Origin of the sequence: Ruegeria sp. HKCCD7296 (assembly GCF_013110775.1) — a bacterium.
In the GTDB taxonomy this organism is placed as follows: Bacteria; Pseudomonadota; Alphaproteobacteria; order Rhodobacterales; family Rhodobacteraceae; genus Ruegeria.
The window spans coordinates 188,357-206,614 of the sequence record NZ_WVRF01000007.1; the positions used below are offsets into that span (position 1 = coordinate 188,357).

The following is an 18,258-nucleotide window of genomic DNA, read 5'->3' on the forward strand; positions in this document are numbered from 1 at the left end:
CGCAATTGCGTGTGCGATCCGGCGTCGGCTTGGTTATTTGTGCCCCGACAAACTACCGGAACCGTGCCCGGACATCCCACCAGATACTTCTTCTGTGGCCTCGTCCGTAAGCTCTTCCGGCAGAACGAGATTGAGTACGATGGCAATAACCGCCGCAGGCAACAACCCACTTTTCATCAGGATACCCAGCGTGTCCGGCAAGTGCTGAACTGCATCGGGTTCAAGCTGCAACCCGAATCCGATGGAAAGCGAGATTGCAAAAATCACCATATTGCGACGGTTCCAGTCGACGTCAGACAGCATCGAAATACCCGCAGCCACAACCATCCCGAACATGACGATGACGCCCCCGCCCAACACCTCAATTGGAATGGTCCGGATGATTGCACCGACCTTGGGAACCAACCCGCACAGGATCAGGAACAAGGCACCAATGGTCACGACATGGCGGCTCATCACGCCGGTCATCGCGATCAGACCGACATTTTGGCTGAACGACGTGTTGGGCAATCCGCCGAATACACCGGCCAGCGCTGAACCGAAACCATCGGCGTAAGTAGCACCCGAGATTTCTTCATCTGTCGCTTCTCGACCTGCACCACCTTTGGTCACGCCCGAAACATCGCCAACAGTTTCGATGGCAGACACAAAAGCCATGAGGCAGAAACCGATCACAGCTGCAAATGAGAATTCAAACCCGTATTTAAACGGAACAGGCAGAGCAAACGCCGAAGCGCGACCCCAGCTTGCACCAATCGCTTCAAAGGTCACCATTCCGACCATCAATGCATAAAGGTATCCAACCGCCAGACCAATCAGGACTGCTGAAACTGAAAGCATACCCCTGGCGAAGAATTTCAACGCAAGCGTTACAACAACAACGACCATCGCCGCTGACCAGTTCAGCATTGACCCGTATTCTGGTGTGCCGATCGCCGGAACCCCTCCAGCAGCGTACTGGATGCCAACCTTGACCAACGCCAGACCGATCATTGTGACCACAAGACCGGTCACCAGCGGCGGCAGAGCGAAGCGTATCTTCCCGATGACAGCCCCCAGACAGGCATGGAACACACCGCCGATGATCACGCCCCCGAACAAAGCTGCCAACCCGTCGACCCCTTTGCCCGCCACAAGAGGGATCATGATCGGCAGAAAGGCGAAACTTGTTCCCTGAACAATCGGCAACGCTGCCCCAACCGGACCCACAGTGACCGTCTGCAACAACGTTGCCACGCCGGCAAATAGCATCGACATCTGGATCAAGTACAAAAGCTCTGGGAAATCAGGCGAGTTCGAACCAAACCCAAACCCAGCTGCGCCAGCGACAATGATTGCAGGTGTCACGTTTGAGACGAACATCGCCAGAACGTGCTGAATACCCAGTGGAATCGCCTTGTGCAGCGCGGGTGTGAAATTCGGATCCCGAAGCTGTTCGGGTGTTCCAATTGAAGTTTCGGCCATGGGCACTGTCCTCTCAGTCAGAGTTCACGGGGGTATTGCCGCTTATCCCGCGGCTTCGTTGGGTTTCGGCACCACCTCATAGGGTGTGTCGAACCAGTGTTCTTCCAGATTTGATCCGGTGCCGATCCTGTCCACCACCGCAAACAGACCCGGGCCATGTAGAGGTGTCAGAACGCCATGCCATGTACCGCGGTGGTAATTCACCATCTGGCCCGGCTTGGTTATGAACGCGCGCGGAACGCCCGGTTCCCCGGCATTGTCTGCCGCGACGACCACCAGAAAAGGCTGATGCGTCATGGGAATGAAAGCCTGACTGCCATCCGGATGGCGCTCGACCATCTCAAGCGTGTAGGGCAATGAACGGGGGTTGGCGTTGAACAGGCTCAGCCCAGCCCGACCATCAGAAAAATCCAACCGCGCGCGGTCGTGAAACCGCCCGCATTGCCCTTGGTTGATGATCTTGTCGGGCGGTCCAGACGCCTCGATCAAATCGCCAAAAGGGGCAAATGCGTCTGCCGAGATTATTTCTGTCACGATCTGCCGGGTCATGCGGGCAACACATCCCTCAGACGAAACTCGGCGATCCGTTCAACCTGACGGCAGGCTTCGGCAAATTCCGTTGTGCGATCCTGTTCAATGCGTCGCTGAAAGGCTTCGAGGATCGACGCTTTGTTATGGTCCCGTACCGCAATTATGAAAGGGAACCCGAATGCCTGCGTGTAGCGCTGGTTCAGATCGGTAAACGCCTCACGCTCGGCATCGGTCAGTGCGTCCAAACCCGCTGACGCCTGTTCAGACGTGCTTTCCTGTGTCAGCCGCTTGGCCTGCGCCAGCTTGCCCGCCAGATCCGGATGCGCGGTCAGAACGCCCAAACGCTCGTCTTCTGAAGCCGAACGGAACATGCGCGTCAGCGCGTTGTGCAACCCGCCTGCGGTGTCATGTGCCGGGCCCAGCTCCAGATCAAAGGCGCGGTCAGCAATCCAGGCCGAATGCTCAAAAATACCGCCAAATGCCTCGACAAACGCGGTGCGGTCCATCTGTGACGGACGCACGCGATGCACCGGCGGATGGGAGGTTGCCCAATGTTGCGCGATTTGCAATCGCGTTGCGAACCAGACATCGGCAAATCCCCGTGCATAGTCCAAGAACCGTTTCAGCGCCATCACACGCCCCGGTCGGCCAATCAGGCGGCAATGCAAACCGATCGAGAGCATCTTGGGAACGCCCGCCTCACCCTCAGCGTACAGTGCATCAAAACTGTCTTTCAGGTACGCGAAGAACTGATCACCCGAATTGAACCCCTGCGGGGTGGCAAAACGCATGTCGTTGCAATCCAGTGTGTATGGCACGATCAACTGATCCCGCCCACCTGTCTGCAACCAATAAGGAAGATCGTCCGCATAGGTGTCGGCGACATAGGCAAACCCGCCCTCTTCCGCGACCAGACGCACCGTGTTTTCAGAACAGCGCCCCGTGTACCACCCGCGCGGACGTTCACCGACAACTTCTGTGTGCAAACGTATGGCCTCGGCTATTTGTGCGCGTTCTTCGTCCGGGGTCATATCTTTGTGTTCGACCCACTTGAGACCGTGGCTGGCAATTTCCCAACCAGCGGATTTCATCGCCGCCACCTGATCGGGCGACCGCGCCAGAGAAGTCGCCACGCCATACACCGTGATCGGAAGATCCTTCATCAGCCGATGCAAACGCCAGAACCCGGCGCGGGCGCCGTATTCATAGATCGACTCCATATTCCAGTGCCGCTGACCCGGCCACTGCGCGGCTCCCACGATCTCGGACAAAAACGCCTCGGACGCGTCATCGCCGTGCAGCACGCAGTTTTCGCCACCCTCTTCATAGTTCAGCACAATCTGAACGGCCAACTTGGCCCCGCCCGGCCACTTCGCCTGCGGAGGGTGTGCTCCGTATCCGATCATGTCCCGGGGGTAACGCGGCGGCTGCATGGTATGGTCCATTTCTATTTCTGTTTCCAACAGACTTACCCCAGAACACAGCCTTTGATTATCAAATCAATCCGAACGCTGTTTCCGGTTCTTTCGGCATTTCAACTGTTTCGAACTTTGCGCCAGACTGTCAAAAATCAAAAGGCACATGATAGGAGAGACCGGTGGCAGGCTATTTGACAACCCATGTTTTGGATACCGCACGTGGCTGCCCTGCCGTGGGGCTGAAAATCGCGCTTTACCGCGTGTCCGGCAACTCTCATCGCAAACTGGTTGAGATGGAAACCAACGCGGATGGCCGTACCGACAGCCCAATATTGCCGCAGGACGCATTTAAAACAGGCACTTACGAACTGATTTTCTTTGCAGGCGATTACCTGCGTGCAACAGGTCAGGACGGAGACGATCCCTTGTTTCTGGATCAGGTACCCATCCGGTTCGGCATGTCCGATGCAGAGGCGCATTACCATGTCCCGCTTCTGCTTTCGCCCTACGGCTATTCGACCTATCGCGGGAGCTGATCGAGAGCTGAGGTCTTAAGCTGGGAGCTCGGCGCTTCGAACGATTTTTCCGATCCGTTCGATCATGAAGTCCATGAACAAGCGAGCCTTCGGATCTTGATGTCGCCGGTGCGTGTAAAGACAGGCCATTTGCACAGAAACCGGCGGCGTTTCCGTTGCAACCGGGACCAGGCGTCCCGATCTGAGGTGTTCGGCGACTTCAAAAACGGGTTTCATTGCAATCCCTTGCCCTGACAAAGCCCAATCTGTCAGCACGTCTCCATCATCGCATTCAAACCGACCCGACACCGCAAAACGTTTCGGTCCCTCGGGGGTTTCAAGCATCCATTGAAACTCGGCCGCTCCCGGAAAGCGCAGGTTCAGGCATTCGTGTTTGTCGGCGACCAGATCAGCACCGGTTGATGGCATTCCGCGTCGCGATACATAGTCGGGGGCGGCACAAAGCACGCGCTGACAATCTGCGATCTTACGGATGCGTAGGGTGCTGTCTTCGGGTTGGCCGATAAAGAACGCCAGATCCAGCCCTTCGGTTGTCAGGTCGACAGACCGGTCCGTCAGGCGCAAGCGCACGTCTACTTCTGGGTACGCAGCCAGAAAATCAGGAACATGCGGTGCCAGCAGACGGCGACCCACCCCCAGCGGCGCCGCCGCAAACAATGATCCACGTGGGGCTTCGGTCAGATGGGTCACCTTAGCCTCGGCATCATCCACCGCGTCCAGAACCGCGACAGCTCCGGGATAAAACGCTTTGCCTTGCTCGGTCGGAGACAGATTGCGGGTCGTACGCTGAAAAAGGCGTACGCCTAAGTGATCCTCAAGCTGAGAAATCCGCGCTGAAGTCACAGCCGGAGAAATTCGCAGGTCTCGCCCCGCGGCGGACATGCTGCCCAGATCGTAGACCCTGACAAAGGTGCGGATGTTATCGAGATAGGACATCTTTTCGTTTTTTTTGATACAGTTTGACAATATACGGGAATACCGAAGAAAAGCCTGTTTGCCTAGTGTGGTGGCAACCAATCGGAGACCTCTGAAATGTACGACTTTGCAGTGTTCTGGGACTGGATTGCGTTTGCCGTGCGCTGGTTGCACGTGATCACCGCCATGGCCTGGATCGGATCCTCATTTTATTTCATCGCGTTGGACCTGGGGCTGAACCGCAATATTCCGGGTCCGGCGGATGGCGAGGAATGGCAGGTGCATGGCGGCGGCTTCTACCATATCCAAAAGTACCTGGTGGCCCCTGAACGGATGCCCGATCACCTGACCTGGTTCAAATGGGAAAGCTATTCAACCTGGCTCAGCGGTGCAGCGCTGCTGATGATCGTCTACTGGGTTGGAGGAGAGCTGTATCTGATCGATGCGGAAAAGGCCGATCTGGCCCTTTGGCAAGGTATTCTGATCTCGGCAGCCTCGCTGACCGTTGGATGGCTGGTCTATGATTTTCTGTGCAAGTCCGGGCTTGGGGAACGCCCCACTTTGCTGATGGTTTTGCTGTTCGTGCTGCTGGTCGCGATGGGTTGGGGCTACAACCAGATCTTCACCGGGCGTGCGATGATGCTGCATCTGGGCGCGTTCACCGCCACGATCATGACGGCAAACGTTTTCTTCATCATCATGCCCAATCAACGCATTGTGGTGGATGATCTGAAAAACGGGCGCACACCGGATCCGAAATACGGCAAGATCGCCAAACTGCGCTCGACGCACAACAACTACCTGACTTTGCCCGTCCTGTTCCTGATGCTGTCAAACCATTACCCGCTGGCTTTTGCGACGGAATACAACTGGATCATCGCCGCGCTTGTGTTCCTGATGGGCGTCACCATCCGGCACTATTTCAACACCCGCCATGCCCGGGCTGGCAATCCGACCTGGACGTGGTTGGCCACGGCGCTGCTGTTCATTGCGATCATGTGGCTGTCGACGGCCCCGATGTACCAGCCGCTGGAAGAGGCAGAGGCACAGTCCCTAACGCCGTACGAACAGAAATTTGCGGATGCAGACGGGTTCGAAGACGCCCATGACATTGTTCTTGGGCGTTGTTCAATGTGCCACGCGCGCGAGCCGGTCTGGGAGGGCATTCTTTGGGCCCCCAAGGGTGTGCTTTTGGAAACCGAGGCCGACATCGCCAGAAATGCAAATCAAATCTATTTGCAGGCGGGCGTGACCCACGCGATGCCTCCGGCAAACGTAACTTATATGGAACCCGAAGACCGCCAGGCCATCATCCGATGGGTGCGTAACGCCGGACTGCAGCACAAACGCAATTTGCCCCAAAAATTCGCGTCAGGCGAATAATCTCTTTCCCAGATCGCATTCAGATGCTCTAACCTGAATGCAAAGGACCGTGGCAAACGCGGTGTATGATATTTGGAACTGGGACATTTGGGGCAATTCATGCAAAGGTGCAAGCCGCAAGGCCGTCTGAGGCGCTGGCTGAGTGTCGCTGTTGTGGCGTTGGCTCCAAACGTGTCACTGGCATTGGAAACCTCTCTGATTGCACCAGGTGCGTCCAAGGAGCTGGTGGATCGCCTGACAGAGACGTCATCCGTCACCACCGCAGAAGAGCGCGGCCTGGACACCCCGCTTGAAATCCTTTCCGCCGCGCTGTCGGATTACCGCACAATTGTGCAGATTCTTTATGATGAGGGGTATTTCAGCCCTGTCGTCAGCATCAAATTAGACGGTCAGGAAGCCGCCGAGATAAGTTCGTTGACCGTGCCTGCCAAAATCGACCGAGCAGCAATTACGGTTGAGACTGGACCCAGCTTTAAATTTGGCACTGCCACAGTGCAACCACTGGCCCCTGAAACCGTTCTTCCGGAAGAGTTTGCCACCGGCAAACTGGCCACAACAGGCGCCATTCAGCAGGCCACTTCGGCCGGTGTGCAAGGATGGCGGGATGCAGGCCATGCAAAGGCCGGGGTCGCTGGGCAAACCGTCATCGCGCGTCATTCACAGGCGCAGCTGGACGCTCAAGTCACTCTGGAGCCGGGGCGCAGGCTGACATTTGGCAAGATGTTCATCAAGGGCGACACAGATGTGCGCCACAGATCCATCGAAAAGATCGCTGGTTTCCCAAGTGGCGAGGTTTATTCGCCTGAAAAGATCCAAAAGGTCGGAACGCGTCTGCGCCGCACCGGCACGTTCAACGTCGTCTCGCTTCAAGAGCGCGAGACACCAAACCCGGATGGAACGCTGGACTTCGATGCCACGTTCGAGGACCTGCCCAAGCGACGGTTGACCTTCGGGGTCGAACTGGCCTCGCGCGATGGCGTTGACGTCACCGCGACTTGGACCCATCGCAACATGTTCAAACGTGCCGAGCGTTTGCGCTTTGAAGCGGCGATACGCAATATCGGCGGGGCCGAGGATATCGATGGCCGGATCGGGTTACGCCTGGATCAACCGGATCGCCTCGGGCCGGACGACAACACGTTCTGGAGCGCATTGCTGGAACGGCGCAACACGGAAAACTACAATGTATCGGTTGCGTCCTTGGCCTATGGTGCACGCCGCACCTTTTCCGACAATTTGTATGCCGAGGCGTCCGCCGGATTTCAACTTTCAAACGCCGATGACGCCTATGGCAGCGGTCGCAAGTTCAGGTATTTCATCCTGCCCTTCCGATCTGAATGGGACCAACGCGACAGCAAAGTAAGCGCCACGCGGGGGTTTTATTTGGATTCGCAAGTCATGCCCTTTGTCGGAATTTCCGGAACGGACACCGGTATCCGCCTGTTCTTTGATGGCCGGGCTTATACAAGCCTAGGAACCAGCGGTCGGATCGTTCTGGCCGGGCGGGCACAATTGGGCTCAGTCATCGGCCCGCCTGCAGATGGCGTAACGCCCGATTTTCTGTTCTTCTCGGGCGGCGCGGGCACTGTTCGCGGGCAACCCTTCGAAAGCCTTGGCATTCCAGTCGGAACCGGCATCGCAGGCGGCAAGTCGTTTATCGGTTTGTCTGGCGAAATCCGCGGCAAGATCACTGAGAGCCTGTCACTGGTCGGGTTTTATGACTACGGTGTTGTCGATACGTCCTCGTTCATTGGCAGCGGTGCAGAAGATCACGCCGGCGCCGGTATAGGCGTAAGATATGATCTGGGCGGATTTGGACCTTTACGACTTGATCTCGCCTATCCGGTGAGTGGCCCCACCGGGGACGGCCTGCAGTTTTACATCGGGATCGGACAGGCATTTTGAAACGTCACCTTTCATATACTCTGTTGATCGGAACGCTGACGTTTGCACCTGTCGCCGGACTGGCGCAGGAGGATGAAGGCGGCAGCATGATCGAAAGGTTCCTGCAGGACACGCTGTCAGGAGACGATCAAAACGTGACGGTCTCGGGTCTGCAAGGCGCGCTGAGTTCGCGGGCTACAATCGACGAGATCACTGTTGCCGATGACGAGGGGGTCTGGCTGACCATTAAGGATGCCGTGCTGGACTGGAACCGACTGGCATTGATCCGTGGCCGGTTTTCCGTCAACGCCTTGACTGCACAGGAAATTGACATCGCCCGCACCCCGGGCACAACCACCAAAGATACGCCGCCCCCAGCAGCCGAAACGCAAGCCTTTCAACTGCCCGAACTTCCCGTCGCCATTGAAATCGGTGAAATCAGCATCAGCGAACTGTCTCTGGGCGAGCCGCTGATCGGCGTTGCGGCAGAGTTGGCAGTGAATGGTAACCTGTCGTTGGCGGATGGTACGCTGGACACCAATCTTGATATCACGCGCCTGGACCGCGCCGGGGACGAAATCAAGCTAAGCGCAGGATTTCAGAACGCCGACAGCCAGATCGATCTTGACCTACAAGTGACCGAGGCAGCGGGCGGCCTGATTTCGACGGCTCTCAAGATCCCAGACAGCCCACCCATTGGGTTGACCGCAAAAGGGTCTGGGCCAGTAAGCGACTTCACCGCCGATATTGGTCTCAGCAGCGATGGCCAGCCGCGTGTGACCGGGCAGGTCCGACTCCGTTCAGCCCCGAACGCTGCGGCAAGCGCAGATGAAGGCATTGCCTTTACCGCCGATCTGGGCGGTGATCTAACACCCTTTGTCGCCGACAACATGGATACGTTTTTCGGCACCAAAACACAGTTGTTCGTGGACGGTCGAACCGAGCCGGATGGCGCGCTGAACATCAGTGACCTTGAGCTGACATCGCAAGCGCTGAACCTCGAAGGTGAACTGCAACTCGCTGCTGGTGGCCAACTGCAATTGGCCGCTTTGCAGTGGCGGATCACGCCGCCGGAAGGGCAAAGCGTGGTTTTGCCGGTTTCGGGCGGCGAAACATCTATTGAGGCGGCACAGATTTCAGCGCTGTTTGACGAGAAAAACGGCAACCTGTGGGATCTGAGTTTGACGGCCAACGGTATCAAGACGCCACAGATCGATTTGCAACGCGCGCAGATCTCGGCACAGGGGACGCTGGAACAGGGATCGGCCCTGCAACTGGATGGCGATCTTCAGGCTGCTCTGGACGGCATCGACCTGGCTGACGATGCGCTGAACGCAGCCGTGGGCGAGCGCGTCACGCTGGATGGTGTGTTCGCCTATGGCAGTGATCAAACGGTAAACCTGTCTGGCGTGGAGCTGGTTGGTTCTGATTATGAACTGGGGCTAGACGCGGTGATCAGCGGCCTGTCCACCGGTCTGGCCGTAGATGGCACAGCCACGTTGCAGGCGGCGGACTTGTCACGGTTTTCGGATCTCGCGCAGATGGAGCTTGGCGGTCGAGCCTCTGCCCGGCTTGTCGGGAAAGGCTCTCCTTTGGAGGGCAGCTTTGATGGCAAGCTCGAGGTCGAAGGTAATGACCTGTCCACAGGGCGCGATGACATCGATCCGGTCATTCGCGGCGACACCAAAATCACCATGGACGCTAAGCGCAGTGCAGATGGGATTACGATCCGGGACTTCACCCTGATCGGCGACACACTGCGCGCGCAAGCTGATGGCGCAGTGACGACCCCCGGCGGCAACCTGACCATCGACGGGCAGGCCACGGTTAATGCCCAGGATCTTTCCATCTTCTCCGGCCTTGCGAATCGTGAGCTTGGCGGTGCCATACAGGCACAGCTGAGCGGTAAAGGCGCAGTTCAGACGCTGGAATTCGACGGCACCGCCAGCGTAACAAGCCGAGACATCAAAACTGGTATGTCCGAGATCGACCCCCTGCTTGTTGGTCGGACCGAGATTACCTTTGATGGCGCGCTTAGCCAGGATCAAATCGTGATCCGGGACGCCAAGGTGAACGGAACCGCCCTAACGGCCCAAGCGGCAGCTACGATCGACGATCCGACAAATGCGTTGGCTGTGGATGGACAAGCCAGCCTGAATGTCCCAAACCTGTCTTTGTTCTCGGGCCTTGCCAAACGCGATCTGGCCGGATCGATCAAAACCGACCTATCGGGCAAAGGTGCTGTAGGCAGCAAGAGCTTTGACGTGAAAGGCAGTCTTGATGCGAATGATATCAAAACCGGAATCGACACTGTTGACAAACTGATCCAAGGGCGCACGACCTTGACCGTGGATGCGCAGAATGGCGATGAAGGGCTTGATATCCGCAGCTTCCGATTGAAGGGAACCGCCCTGTCGGCAGAGGCTTCCGGCAAACTCGACCGCGACGCCGGAGGGTTAAGCTTTACAGCCGCCCTGGACGATCTGGGCCGACTGTCTAAAACCGTTACAGGCCCATTGAAACTGGATGGAAACGTTGCGCCCACAAGCACTGGTTTCGAAGGCACTGCCAATTTGCAGGGGCCTGACAGCTCTTATGCCAAAGTCGCGGGTTCAGTTGACACGAATGGCGCAGCGGACCTGGATTTCGACGCAAAGTTTAACCGTATCGAAAGGTTTGTGCCTGAATTCCCGGGCACCATCGCAGCTTCGGGCAACGCAAAGCGGGACAATGGGCTTTGGACCATCGACGCCAAAGCCGAAGGGCCGGCTGACATCACCAGTACCGTAGCCGGAACCTTTGATGAAACCAGCACCCAGGCGGATCTGACCGCGCAGGGCGGTGTCAATCTTGGGATTGCAAATATCTTTATAACGCCCAACAAGATCGAAGGGTCGGCACGTTTCGACCTGGCCTTGAATGGCGCACCGTCTTTGGCTTCTCTCAGCGGGTCGATCACCACATCTGGCACATCACTTGCCATTCCCGGTGCTGGCCAGACAATCACCGGTATCAGCGGTCAGATCGATCTTGCGCAAAGCCGTGCAACCATCAACCTCAGCGGTGGTGTGCGGGCTGGTGGTGGTTTTACCGTCAGCGGCCCTGTTGACCTCGCGCCTCCGTTTAACGCTCAGATCACCACCGCGTTGAACAGTCTCGTGCTAACGGATCAGTTGCTTTACGAAACCACCTTGAACGGCCAGATCGCAATGACCGGGGCACTGGCCGGAAACAGTTCACTGGCCGGGCAAATCACGTTCGACGAAACAAACATCAATCTTGCAGCCGCCTCAGGCGCGGTCGGCGCAGCCCCAATCCCCGAGATAAAGCATATCAACGAAAGCCGCTCTGCTTTTGTCACGCGTGAACGCGCGGGGCTGGTTGTCACAGAAGAAGCTAGCCAAAGCAATTCCAGAATTGCGCTGGACATCAGCCTGCTGGCCCCCAAAGCCGTGTTTGTTCGTGGGCGGGGCGTGAACGCAGAGCTGGGCGGACGGATTTTCATCGGTGGCACCACCGCTGCTGTCGTTCCATCGGGTCAGATCGAATTGATCCGAGGCAATTTCGACATTCTGGGCCGTAGGCTGGCCCTGACCAAAGGCATCGTCACGCTGCAGGGCGACTTGACGCCTTACATCGAGTTCGAATCCTCGGCCAGCACCTCTGATGGCACCGCAACAATTGAGATTGCGGGACCGTTGGATTCACCTGAAGTGGATGTGTTCTCTAACCCCGAACGCCCGGCTGAAGAGGCGTTGGCAATGCTGCTGTTTGGAAACCGGTTCTCAGAAATATCGCCATTCCTGATCGCACAGATGGCAGCGTCGCTGGCACAACTCAGCGGCGCGGGTGGCGACGCAACCAAGGGTCTGCGTGAATCCACCGGCGTGGATACAATTGATGTCGGCGCATCGGAAAGTGGTGCTGGCCGGTTGGGGGCTGGCGCCTATCTGGGTGAGAACCTGTATACCGACTTTACCGTCAACACCGAAGGTGACACCGAAGTGAACCTGAACTTGGATGTGACTGACAACTTTACCGTCAAAGGCACAGTTGATGGCCGCGGCGAAACCGGCATCGGGGTGTTCTTCGAACGCGATTACTAAGGCGTCATTTTCGGCGAATACCAATCTGCTGCCCAATCTGGGGCGCGGGTGGCAAAGACGCGTGATCCGACACCATCCGTGCCAACCGAGTGACCGCCCAATCCGGATAGGGTTCAGAGCGACCTGTTCTGTGGCTGACATTCATGAACAGCACTTCTTGCGTGGCACATACAGTCTGGTCGGGGGCCGAGATCATCTGACCGAAATAGTGCCCACGTTTGTGATCTGCATCCAACAATCGAAACTGGAAATAGATCGTCATGTCGTCGGTCACCTCGCGCAGGAACTGCATGTGGGATTGCAGGACGTACGGCCCCTGCCCCAACGCGTGCACCTGAGGTTCTCCAAGACCCAATTGATCGACAAGCAGCCGTTCGAAGGCCAGGTCGAACGCGACGCCATAGTAGCCGACATTCATATGCCCGTTGTAATCGATCCAGTCTGGTTGCAGCGCAAACTCGTGAATTTCAACAGGCGCATCGTACGGGCCATCATGACCACCTAATGGCTGTGTATCTTGTGACATGGCTGAACAGTCCTCACTCGTCCGGATCTTCAAAGATCGCAACGGCGCGGATGAACCCTGCCGAGGCACCTTTGATCTTGAAAGGGAAACAGGAAATTTCAAACCCTGTCGGTGGAAGCGTTTCCAAATTGGTCAGCTTTTCCATGTGGCAATACCCAATCTCCATCGAGGCGCGGTGCCCTTCCCAGATGATCGAGGGGTCTTTGGTATCTGCATATTCCTGCGCGGTCAGCGGGAAGGGTGCGTCCCAACTCCAGGCATCTGTTCCGGTCACCCGCACCCCGCGTTCTGTCAGGTACAAGGTCGCCTCACGTCCCATACCGCAGCCTTTCATCAGATAGTCAGGTTGGCCATACTGTGTCCCTGCAGACGTATTGACCACCACGATATCCAACGGGTTCAGCGTATGACCGATCCGCTTCAGTTCGGCCTCGACATCCGCTGCGGTAACCACATAGCCATCCTCGAAATGACGGAAATCCAGTTTGACACCGGGGTTCATGCACCATTCCAGCGGCACCTCATCAATGGTGATCGCCCTCTCGCCTTTGTTCATTGTGGAATGGTGGTGGTAGGGCGCGTCCAGATGGGTGCCGTTGTGCGTCGCGATTTGCAAACGTTCCAGCGCCCAACCCTCGCCACCCGGCAGGTCTTCTTTCGCAAGACCGGGGAAAAAGGCCATGACCTGCTCGGCAGTTTGGTCATGTGTCAGGTATTCGATCTCGGGCAGCATGATCGGGGGGTCCGATACGATGCCGGTTTCCAGCGGAACGGACAAATCGACGAAACGGCGAGGCATATGCAACTCCATCAGAAGAACAGCCACAGGGTTGGCCGCGCGTAAGCTGCTGTCAAGACGCGAAAAAGGCGGCCCGCTAAGACCGCCTTTTCGAAAGAGTAAGTGGCGCAGAGGTTATTCCGCTGCGATGGCGTCTTCGATCTTTTCGACCTTGATCGCCGAGAACTTGAACTCGGGGATCTTGCCATAGGGGTCGATGGCCGAATTGGTCAGCATGTTCGCAGCCGCCTCGACATAGGCAAACGGGATGAACACCATACCCTCGGCAATTGCACGGTCGGCGCGCACCATGATCTCGATGGAACCGCGACGGGTCGTCAGACGGATCATTTCACCCGGTTCGATCCCCATCAGCTTGAGCGTACGCGGATTCATCGAACAGTTCGCTTCCGGCTCTACCGCATCCAGAACAGTGGCACGGCGGGTCATAGAACCCGTATGCCAATGCTCCAACTGGCGACCCGTTGTGGCTATCATCGGATACTCTTCATCCGGAGCTTCATCCGGTGGGATGATACTGGCCGGGGTGAACCTGGCCTTACCATCAGCCCGTGGGAAACCGTCGCCAAACACGATGGACTGGCCCGGATCGGTTTCGCTGAGCGACGGGTAAGTGATCGTTTCAGTTTCCAGACGCTCCCAGGTGATGTTGTCCAGTGACTGCATGGTTAGCTTCATTTCGTTGAAGACCTGAGACACATCTGTGTAATTCCAGTTCAGACCGATACGCTGCGCCAACTCGACAGTGATCGCCCAATCCTCGCGCGCCTCACCCGGAGGTGCCACGGCAGGACGTACACGCTGTACCTGACGGTTGGTGTTCGACACCGTGCCGTTCTTTTCATAGAGCGCCGAGGCAGGCAGGATGATGTCGGCATAGTTCGCCGTTTCAGTCAGGAAAATGTCCTGCACGATCATCAGATCCAGCTTGGCCAACGCATCGCGGGCGTGGTTTACATCCGGGTCGGACATGGCCGGGTTTTCGCCCAGAATATACATACCCTTGATGTTGCGCGCATAGATCTGATCGATGATCTCGGTAACTGTCAGGCCCTTCTCATTCGAGAAATCATCCGAGCCCCAGACCTCGGTGAACTGAGCCCGGATATTGTCATCCGTGACCGTCTTGTAGTCTGGCAGGAACATCGGGATCAGGCCCGCATCAGATGCGCCTTGAACGTTGTTCTGACCCCGCAGCGGGTGCAGACCCGCGCCGGGCTTACCGACGTTGCCGGTCATCAGAGCAAGGCTGATCAGGCAGCGCGAGTTGTCGGTGCCGTGGATATGCTGGCTGACGCCCATGCCCCAAAAGATCAGACCGGCCTTGGCCTGCGCAAAGGTGCGCGCGACGCGGCGTAGCTGATCGGGTTCGATGCCACAGATCGGAGCCATTGCCTCTGGCGTGAACTGGCGCAGATGTTCTTTCTCGGCCTCCCAGTTCTCGGTCCAGCGGTGGATGTACTGGCTGTCGTAGAGTTCCTCTTCGACAATCACGTTCATGATCGCATTGAGCATCGAGACATCAGCACCCGGGCGGAATTGCAGCATTTCGTCAGCGAATTTGCGCATGCCGACACCGCGCGGATCCATCACGATCAACTTGCCACCGCGCTTGGTGAATTGCTTGAAATAGGTCGCAGCAACTGGGTGATTTTCAATCGGGTTCGCCCCGATGATGATCGCCACATCCGCGTTTTCAATCTCGTTGAAGGTCGCGGTCACAGCACCCGAGCCGACGTTCTCGATCAGAGCCGCAACGGACGACGCGTGGCACAGACGGGTGCAGTGGTCGACATTGTTGTGCTTGAATCCCTGACGGATGAACTTCTGGAACAGATAGGCTTCTTCGTTAGTGCACTTGGCCGAACCAAAGCCTGCCACGCTGCGCGGATCTTCGTCGCGCAAGGCTTTTAGCTTGGTGGCGGCCAGATCCATCGCCTCTTCCCAGGTCGCTTCGCGGAAATGGGTCGACAGGTCTGATGGATCGACGTTCAGGCCCTTTTCAGGGGCGTCTTCGCGCCGGATCAACGGCTTGGTCAGGCGGTGCGGGTGGTGGATGTAGTCAAAGCCAAAGCGGCCTTTGACACACAAACGGCCTTCGTTTGCGGGGCCGTTGATGCCCTCGACATATTTGACCTTACCGTCTTTAACCTTCAGCGAGACCTTGCAGCCCACACCGCAGAACGGGCAGACGCTTTCGGTTTCGCTGTCGTAGTCTTTGCTATCGCCCAGTTGCTGGTCGTCCAGCACGGTGGCGGGCATCAGCGCACCGGTCGGGCAAGCCTGAACACATTCACCACAGGCCACGCAAGTTGATGCGCCCATTGGGTCGTTCTGGTCAAACACCACCTGCGCAGTGTGGCCGCGACCGGCCATGCCGATCACGTCATTCACCTGCACGTCGCGGCAAGCGCGGACGCAGAGGTTGCAGTTGATGCAGGCATCCAGATTAACGCGCATCGCGACGTGGCTGTCATCCAGCAGCGGGATTTTCTCGGCCTCTTTCGCCGGGAAACGGCTGTCGCTGACATCGTTCAGCTTGGCGATATCCCAGAAATGGCTTGAGGTGTCGTGCGCTTCCTTTGGCTGGTCCGCGACCAGCAGTTCCATGACCATGGCGCGGGACTTCTCGGCACGCGCGCTGTCGGTTTTCACAACCATGCCGTCCGCCGCAGGACGGATGCACGAGGCGACCAACGTGCGCTCGCCTTCGACCTCAACCATACAAGCGCGGCAGTTGCCGTCGGGTTTGTAGCCCGGCTGAGGCTTGTGGCACAGGTGCGGAATTGTGAAACCTTGCCCTTTGGCGGCTTCCCAGATGGTCCAGCCTTCGGGCACAGTGACATCTTCGCCGTTCAGGTTGAAGGTGACGGTCTTGGTTGGACTTGCGTCAAGCATGGCTCTGTCTCCCTCAGATTTCGTCAGCGAAATGTTTCATGACTAGGCGGATCGGATTCGGGGCCGCCTGCCCCAGACCGCAGATCGAGGCATCTCCCATGACCTGGCACAGATCTTCCAACAGTTCGGTGTCCCATTTGTCGGCCTGCATCAGCTTAACCGCCTTTTCGCAACCCGCACGGCAGGGCGTGCACTGACCGCAACTTTCATCTTCGAAGAACCGCAGCATGTTCAGCGCAGCGTCGCGGGCGGTGTCCTGATCTGACAAAACCACAACCGCAGCGGAGCCGATGAAGGTGCCCAGCGGTTGCAGAGTGTCAAAGTCGAGCGGGACGTCATCGATGCTGGAGGGGAGAAGACCTGACGACGGCCCGCCCGGTTGATACGCCTTGAACACATGGCCTTCGGCCATGCCGCCGGCGGCATCAATCACATCCAGAATGGTCGAACCTGCGGGCAGCAGGTAAACGCCCGGCTTAGCCACCCGACCCGAGACCGAATAGCTGCGCAGGCCCTTGCGACCGTTCTTTTCGGTGCTGTTGAGGCATTCCGGCCCCTCTCGGCACACTTTGGTGACCCAATACAATGTTTCGACATTGTGCACCAAGGTCGGGCGGTTAAAGACACCAACCTGCGCCACGAACGGAGGACGGTGACGGGGCAGGCCCTTTTTGCCTTCGATCGACTCGATCATCGCAGATTCTTCGCCGCAGATATAAGCGCCAGCACCCCGGCGAAGGTCGATGTAACCTTCTTCGACGATACCCGCCTGTTCCAACGCGGCGATCTCACGGCGTAGGATTTCCAGCACCGCAGGGTATTCGTCACGCATATAGATAAAGCAGGTCTCGGCCTCGACCGCCCAGGCGGCGATCAACATGCCCTCAAGGAAGACATGCGGCGTGCGTTCCAGATAGTAACGGTCCTTGAACGTGCCGGGTTCGCCTTCATCCCCGTTCACGGCCAGATAGCGTGGACCTTCGTTCATGCGAACAAAGCCCCATTTCTTACCAGACGGGAAGCCCGCGCCACCCAGACCGCGCAGGCCCGAGGACAGCACGTCTTCTTGCACCTTTTCCCAATCACCGCCGTCGCGCAGCTCCTTCAGCTTGGCGTAACCGCCATTGGCTTCGTAGGCGGCGAAGGCTTCATAATCGGGCAGATGGGTATGGGTATCTTCCGCGGCAATCGCGACCTGTACCTTTTCAGGGGTCGCATGATCGATATGGTTGTGACCGATCTCCAACACCGGAGCTGTATCGCAGCGGCCCATACACGGCGCGCGGACAACGCGAACCTCAGAGGCGTCCAACCCGTTTTCCAACGCTTTCTGCAACTGCTGGGCACCGGCCATTTCGCAAGACAGGGAATCACAGACCCGGATCGTCAGCGCGGGCGGAGGTGTTTCATCTTCTTTCACCACATCGAAATGGGCATAGAAGGTGGCGGTTTCATAGATTTCCGCCTGACCGATGCGCATCTCAACTGCCAAAGCTGCAATGTGGTCGGCACTGATATGACCGTGCGCGTCCTGGATCAAATGCAGGAATTCAATCAGCAAATCGCGGCGGCGCGGGCGATGGCCCAACAGGCGATGAATCTCGGCCTGCGCCTCATCCGTGAATTGACGGCCTTTGGGCGTGTGCCGCCCCTTGCCTTTACCTGACTTCCAGACGCCCTTGGGTGCGCCTGATGGCTTGATATCTAATGGTGCCATGATGCCCTCCGATTGAGGCTCCGTGTCTCATCAGATCAGCATATCGTCAAATCGCATTTGGCAATCGCACGATAACGACGG

The 18,258-nt window shown here is 57.5% G+C and carries 12 protein-coding genes; 4 read left to right on the forward strand and 8 right to left on the reverse strand.

Annotation, left to right across the window (positions count from 1 at the left end; translation table 11 throughout):
- Positions 1-33: 33 nt before the first annotated feature.
- From GS632_RS12065 to puuE, 3 genes are read right to left on the reverse strand one after another with little or no spacing between them, the layout of a single operon-like run.
- Complete coding sequence (locus GS632_RS12065) at positions 34-1,464, reverse strand: uracil-xanthine permease family protein (RefSeq protein ID WP_171178033.1); 1,431 nt, start codon at positions 1,462-1,464, stop codon at positions 34-36.
- Positions 1,465-1,506: 42 nt separating this feature from the next.
- Positions 1,507-2,013, reverse strand: a complete 507-nt coding sequence (locus tag GS632_RS12070; RefSeq protein ID WP_171178035.1) for an ureidoglycolate lyase — start codon at positions 2,011-2,013, stop codon at positions 1,507-1,509.
- Positions 2,010-3,428, reverse strand: coding sequence for an allantoinase PuuE (gene puuE / locus GS632_RS12075; RefSeq protein WP_171721836.1), 1,419 nt, complete (start codon positions 3,426-3,428; stop codon positions 2,010-2,012). Before puuE ends, GS632_RS12070 begins: the two co-directional genes overlap by 4 nt.
- A 164-nt stretch (positions 3,429-3,592) precedes the next feature.
- Here puuE and uraH point away from each other — a divergent pair, with 164 nt between their 5' ends.
- A complete protein-coding gene (gene uraH / locus GS632_RS12080) occupies positions 3,593-3,949 on the forward strand; it encodes a hydroxyisourate hydrolase (RefSeq protein WP_171238108.1) in 357 nt (118 codons plus the stop codon).
- Between the two features lie 15 nt (positions 3,950-3,964).
- On the opposite strand, the gene GS632_RS12085 is transcribed toward uraH, so the two are convergent.
- The gene (locus GS632_RS12085; RefSeq protein WP_171238107.1) at positions 3,965-4,885 is read right to left on the reverse strand and encodes a LysR family transcriptional regulator; all 921 of its coding nucleotides are present in this window, start codon (positions 4,883-4,885) and stop codon (positions 3,965-3,967) included.
- A gap of 96 nt (positions 4,886-4,981) precedes the next feature.
- Here GS632_RS12085 and GS632_RS12090 point away from each other — a divergent pair, with 96 nt between their 5' ends.
- The 3 genes from GS632_RS12090 to GS632_RS12100 all read left to right on the forward strand — a co-directional run bounded on the left by GS632_RS12090 (position 4,982) and on the right by GS632_RS12100 (position 12,237).
- Positions 4,982-6,247 carry a urate hydroxylase PuuD gene (locus GS632_RS12090; protein WP_171721835.1) on the forward strand — a complete coding sequence of 422 codons (1,266 nt, stop codon included), beginning with the start codon at positions 4,982-4,984 and terminating at the stop codon, positions 6,245-6,247.
- A gap of 99 nt (positions 6,248-6,346) precedes the next feature.
- Positions 6,347-8,152, forward strand: coding sequence for an autotransporter assembly complex family protein (locus tag GS632_RS12095; RefSeq protein WP_171178041.1), 1,806 nt, complete (start codon positions 6,347-6,349; stop codon positions 8,150-8,152).
- Positions 8,149-12,237, forward strand: coding sequence for a translocation/assembly module TamB domain-containing protein (locus GS632_RS12100; protein WP_253284459.1), 4,089 nt, complete (start codon positions 8,149-8,151; stop codon positions 12,235-12,237). The genes GS632_RS12095 and GS632_RS12100 overlap by 4 nt, the downstream gene beginning before the upstream one ends.
- A gap of 4 nt (positions 12,238-12,241) precedes the next feature.
- Here GS632_RS12100 and GS632_RS12105 read toward each other — a convergent pair whose 3' ends face one another.
- The 4 genes from GS632_RS12105 to GS632_RS12120 form a co-directional block, all read right to left on the reverse strand.
- Positions 12,242-12,763 carry a thioesterase family protein gene (locus GS632_RS12105; RefSeq protein ID WP_171721834.1) on the reverse strand — a complete coding sequence of 174 codons (522 nt, stop codon included), beginning with the start codon at positions 12,761-12,763 and terminating at the stop codon, positions 12,242-12,244.
- Positions 12,764-12,776: 13 nt separating this feature from the next.
- Complete coding sequence (locus GS632_RS12110; protein WP_171178045.1) at positions 12,777-13,562, reverse strand: cyclase family protein; 786 nt, start codon at positions 13,560-13,562, stop codon at positions 12,777-12,779.
- 114 nt (positions 13,563-13,676) lie between these two features.
- Positions 13,677-16,460: a formate dehydrogenase subunit alpha gene (gene fdhF / locus GS632_RS12115; protein WP_171178048.1), complete on the reverse strand. Its 2,784-nt coding sequence runs from the start codon at positions 16,458-16,460 to the stop codon at positions 13,677-13,679.
- 13 nt (positions 16,461-16,473) lie between these two features.
- Positions 16,474-18,177 carry an NAD(P)H-dependent oxidoreductase subunit E gene (locus GS632_RS12120; RefSeq protein ID WP_171178051.1) on the reverse strand — a complete coding sequence of 568 codons (1,704 nt, stop codon included), beginning with the start codon at positions 18,175-18,177 and terminating at the stop codon, positions 16,474-16,476.
- Positions 18,178-18,258 lie beyond the last annotated feature (81 nt).

Coding starts and splice junctions, on each gene's coding strand:
- GS632_RS12065 (WP_171178033.1), bottom strand. CDS start 1,464: ATGGCCGAAACTTCAATTGGAACACCCGAACAGCTTCGGGATCCGAAT.
- GS632_RS12070 (WP_171178035.1), bottom strand. CDS start 2,013: ATGACCCGGCAGATCGTGACAGAAATAATCTCGGCAGACGCATTTGCC.
- puuE (WP_171721836.1), bottom strand. CDS start 3,428: ATGCAGCCGCCGCGTTACCCCCGGGACATGATCGGATACGGAGCACAC.
- GS632_RS12085 (WP_171238107.1), bottom strand. CDS start 4,885: ATGTCCTATCTCGATAACATCCGCACCTTTGTCAGGGTCTACGATCTG.
- GS632_RS12090 (WP_171721835.1), top strand. CDS start 4,982: ATGTACGACTTTGCAGTGTTCTGGGACTGGATTGCGTTTGCCGTGCGC.
- GS632_RS12095 (WP_171178041.1), top strand. CDS start 6,347: ATGCAAAGGTGCAAGCCGCAAGGCCGTCTGAGGCGCTGGCTGAGTGTC.
- GS632_RS12105 (WP_171721834.1), bottom strand. CDS start 12,763: ATGTCACAAGATACACAGCCATTAGGTGGTCATGATGGCCCGTACGAT.
- GS632_RS12110 (WP_171178045.1), bottom strand. CDS start 13,562: ATGCCTCGCCGTTTCGTCGATTTGTCCGTTCCGCTGGAAACCGGCATC.
- fdhF (WP_171178048.1), bottom strand. CDS start 16,460: ATGCTTGACGCAAGTCCAACCAAGACCGTCACCTTCAACCTGAACGGC.
- GS632_RS12120 (WP_171178051.1), bottom strand. CDS start 18,177: ATGGCACCATTAGATATCAAGCCATCAGGCGCACCCAAGGGCGTCTGG.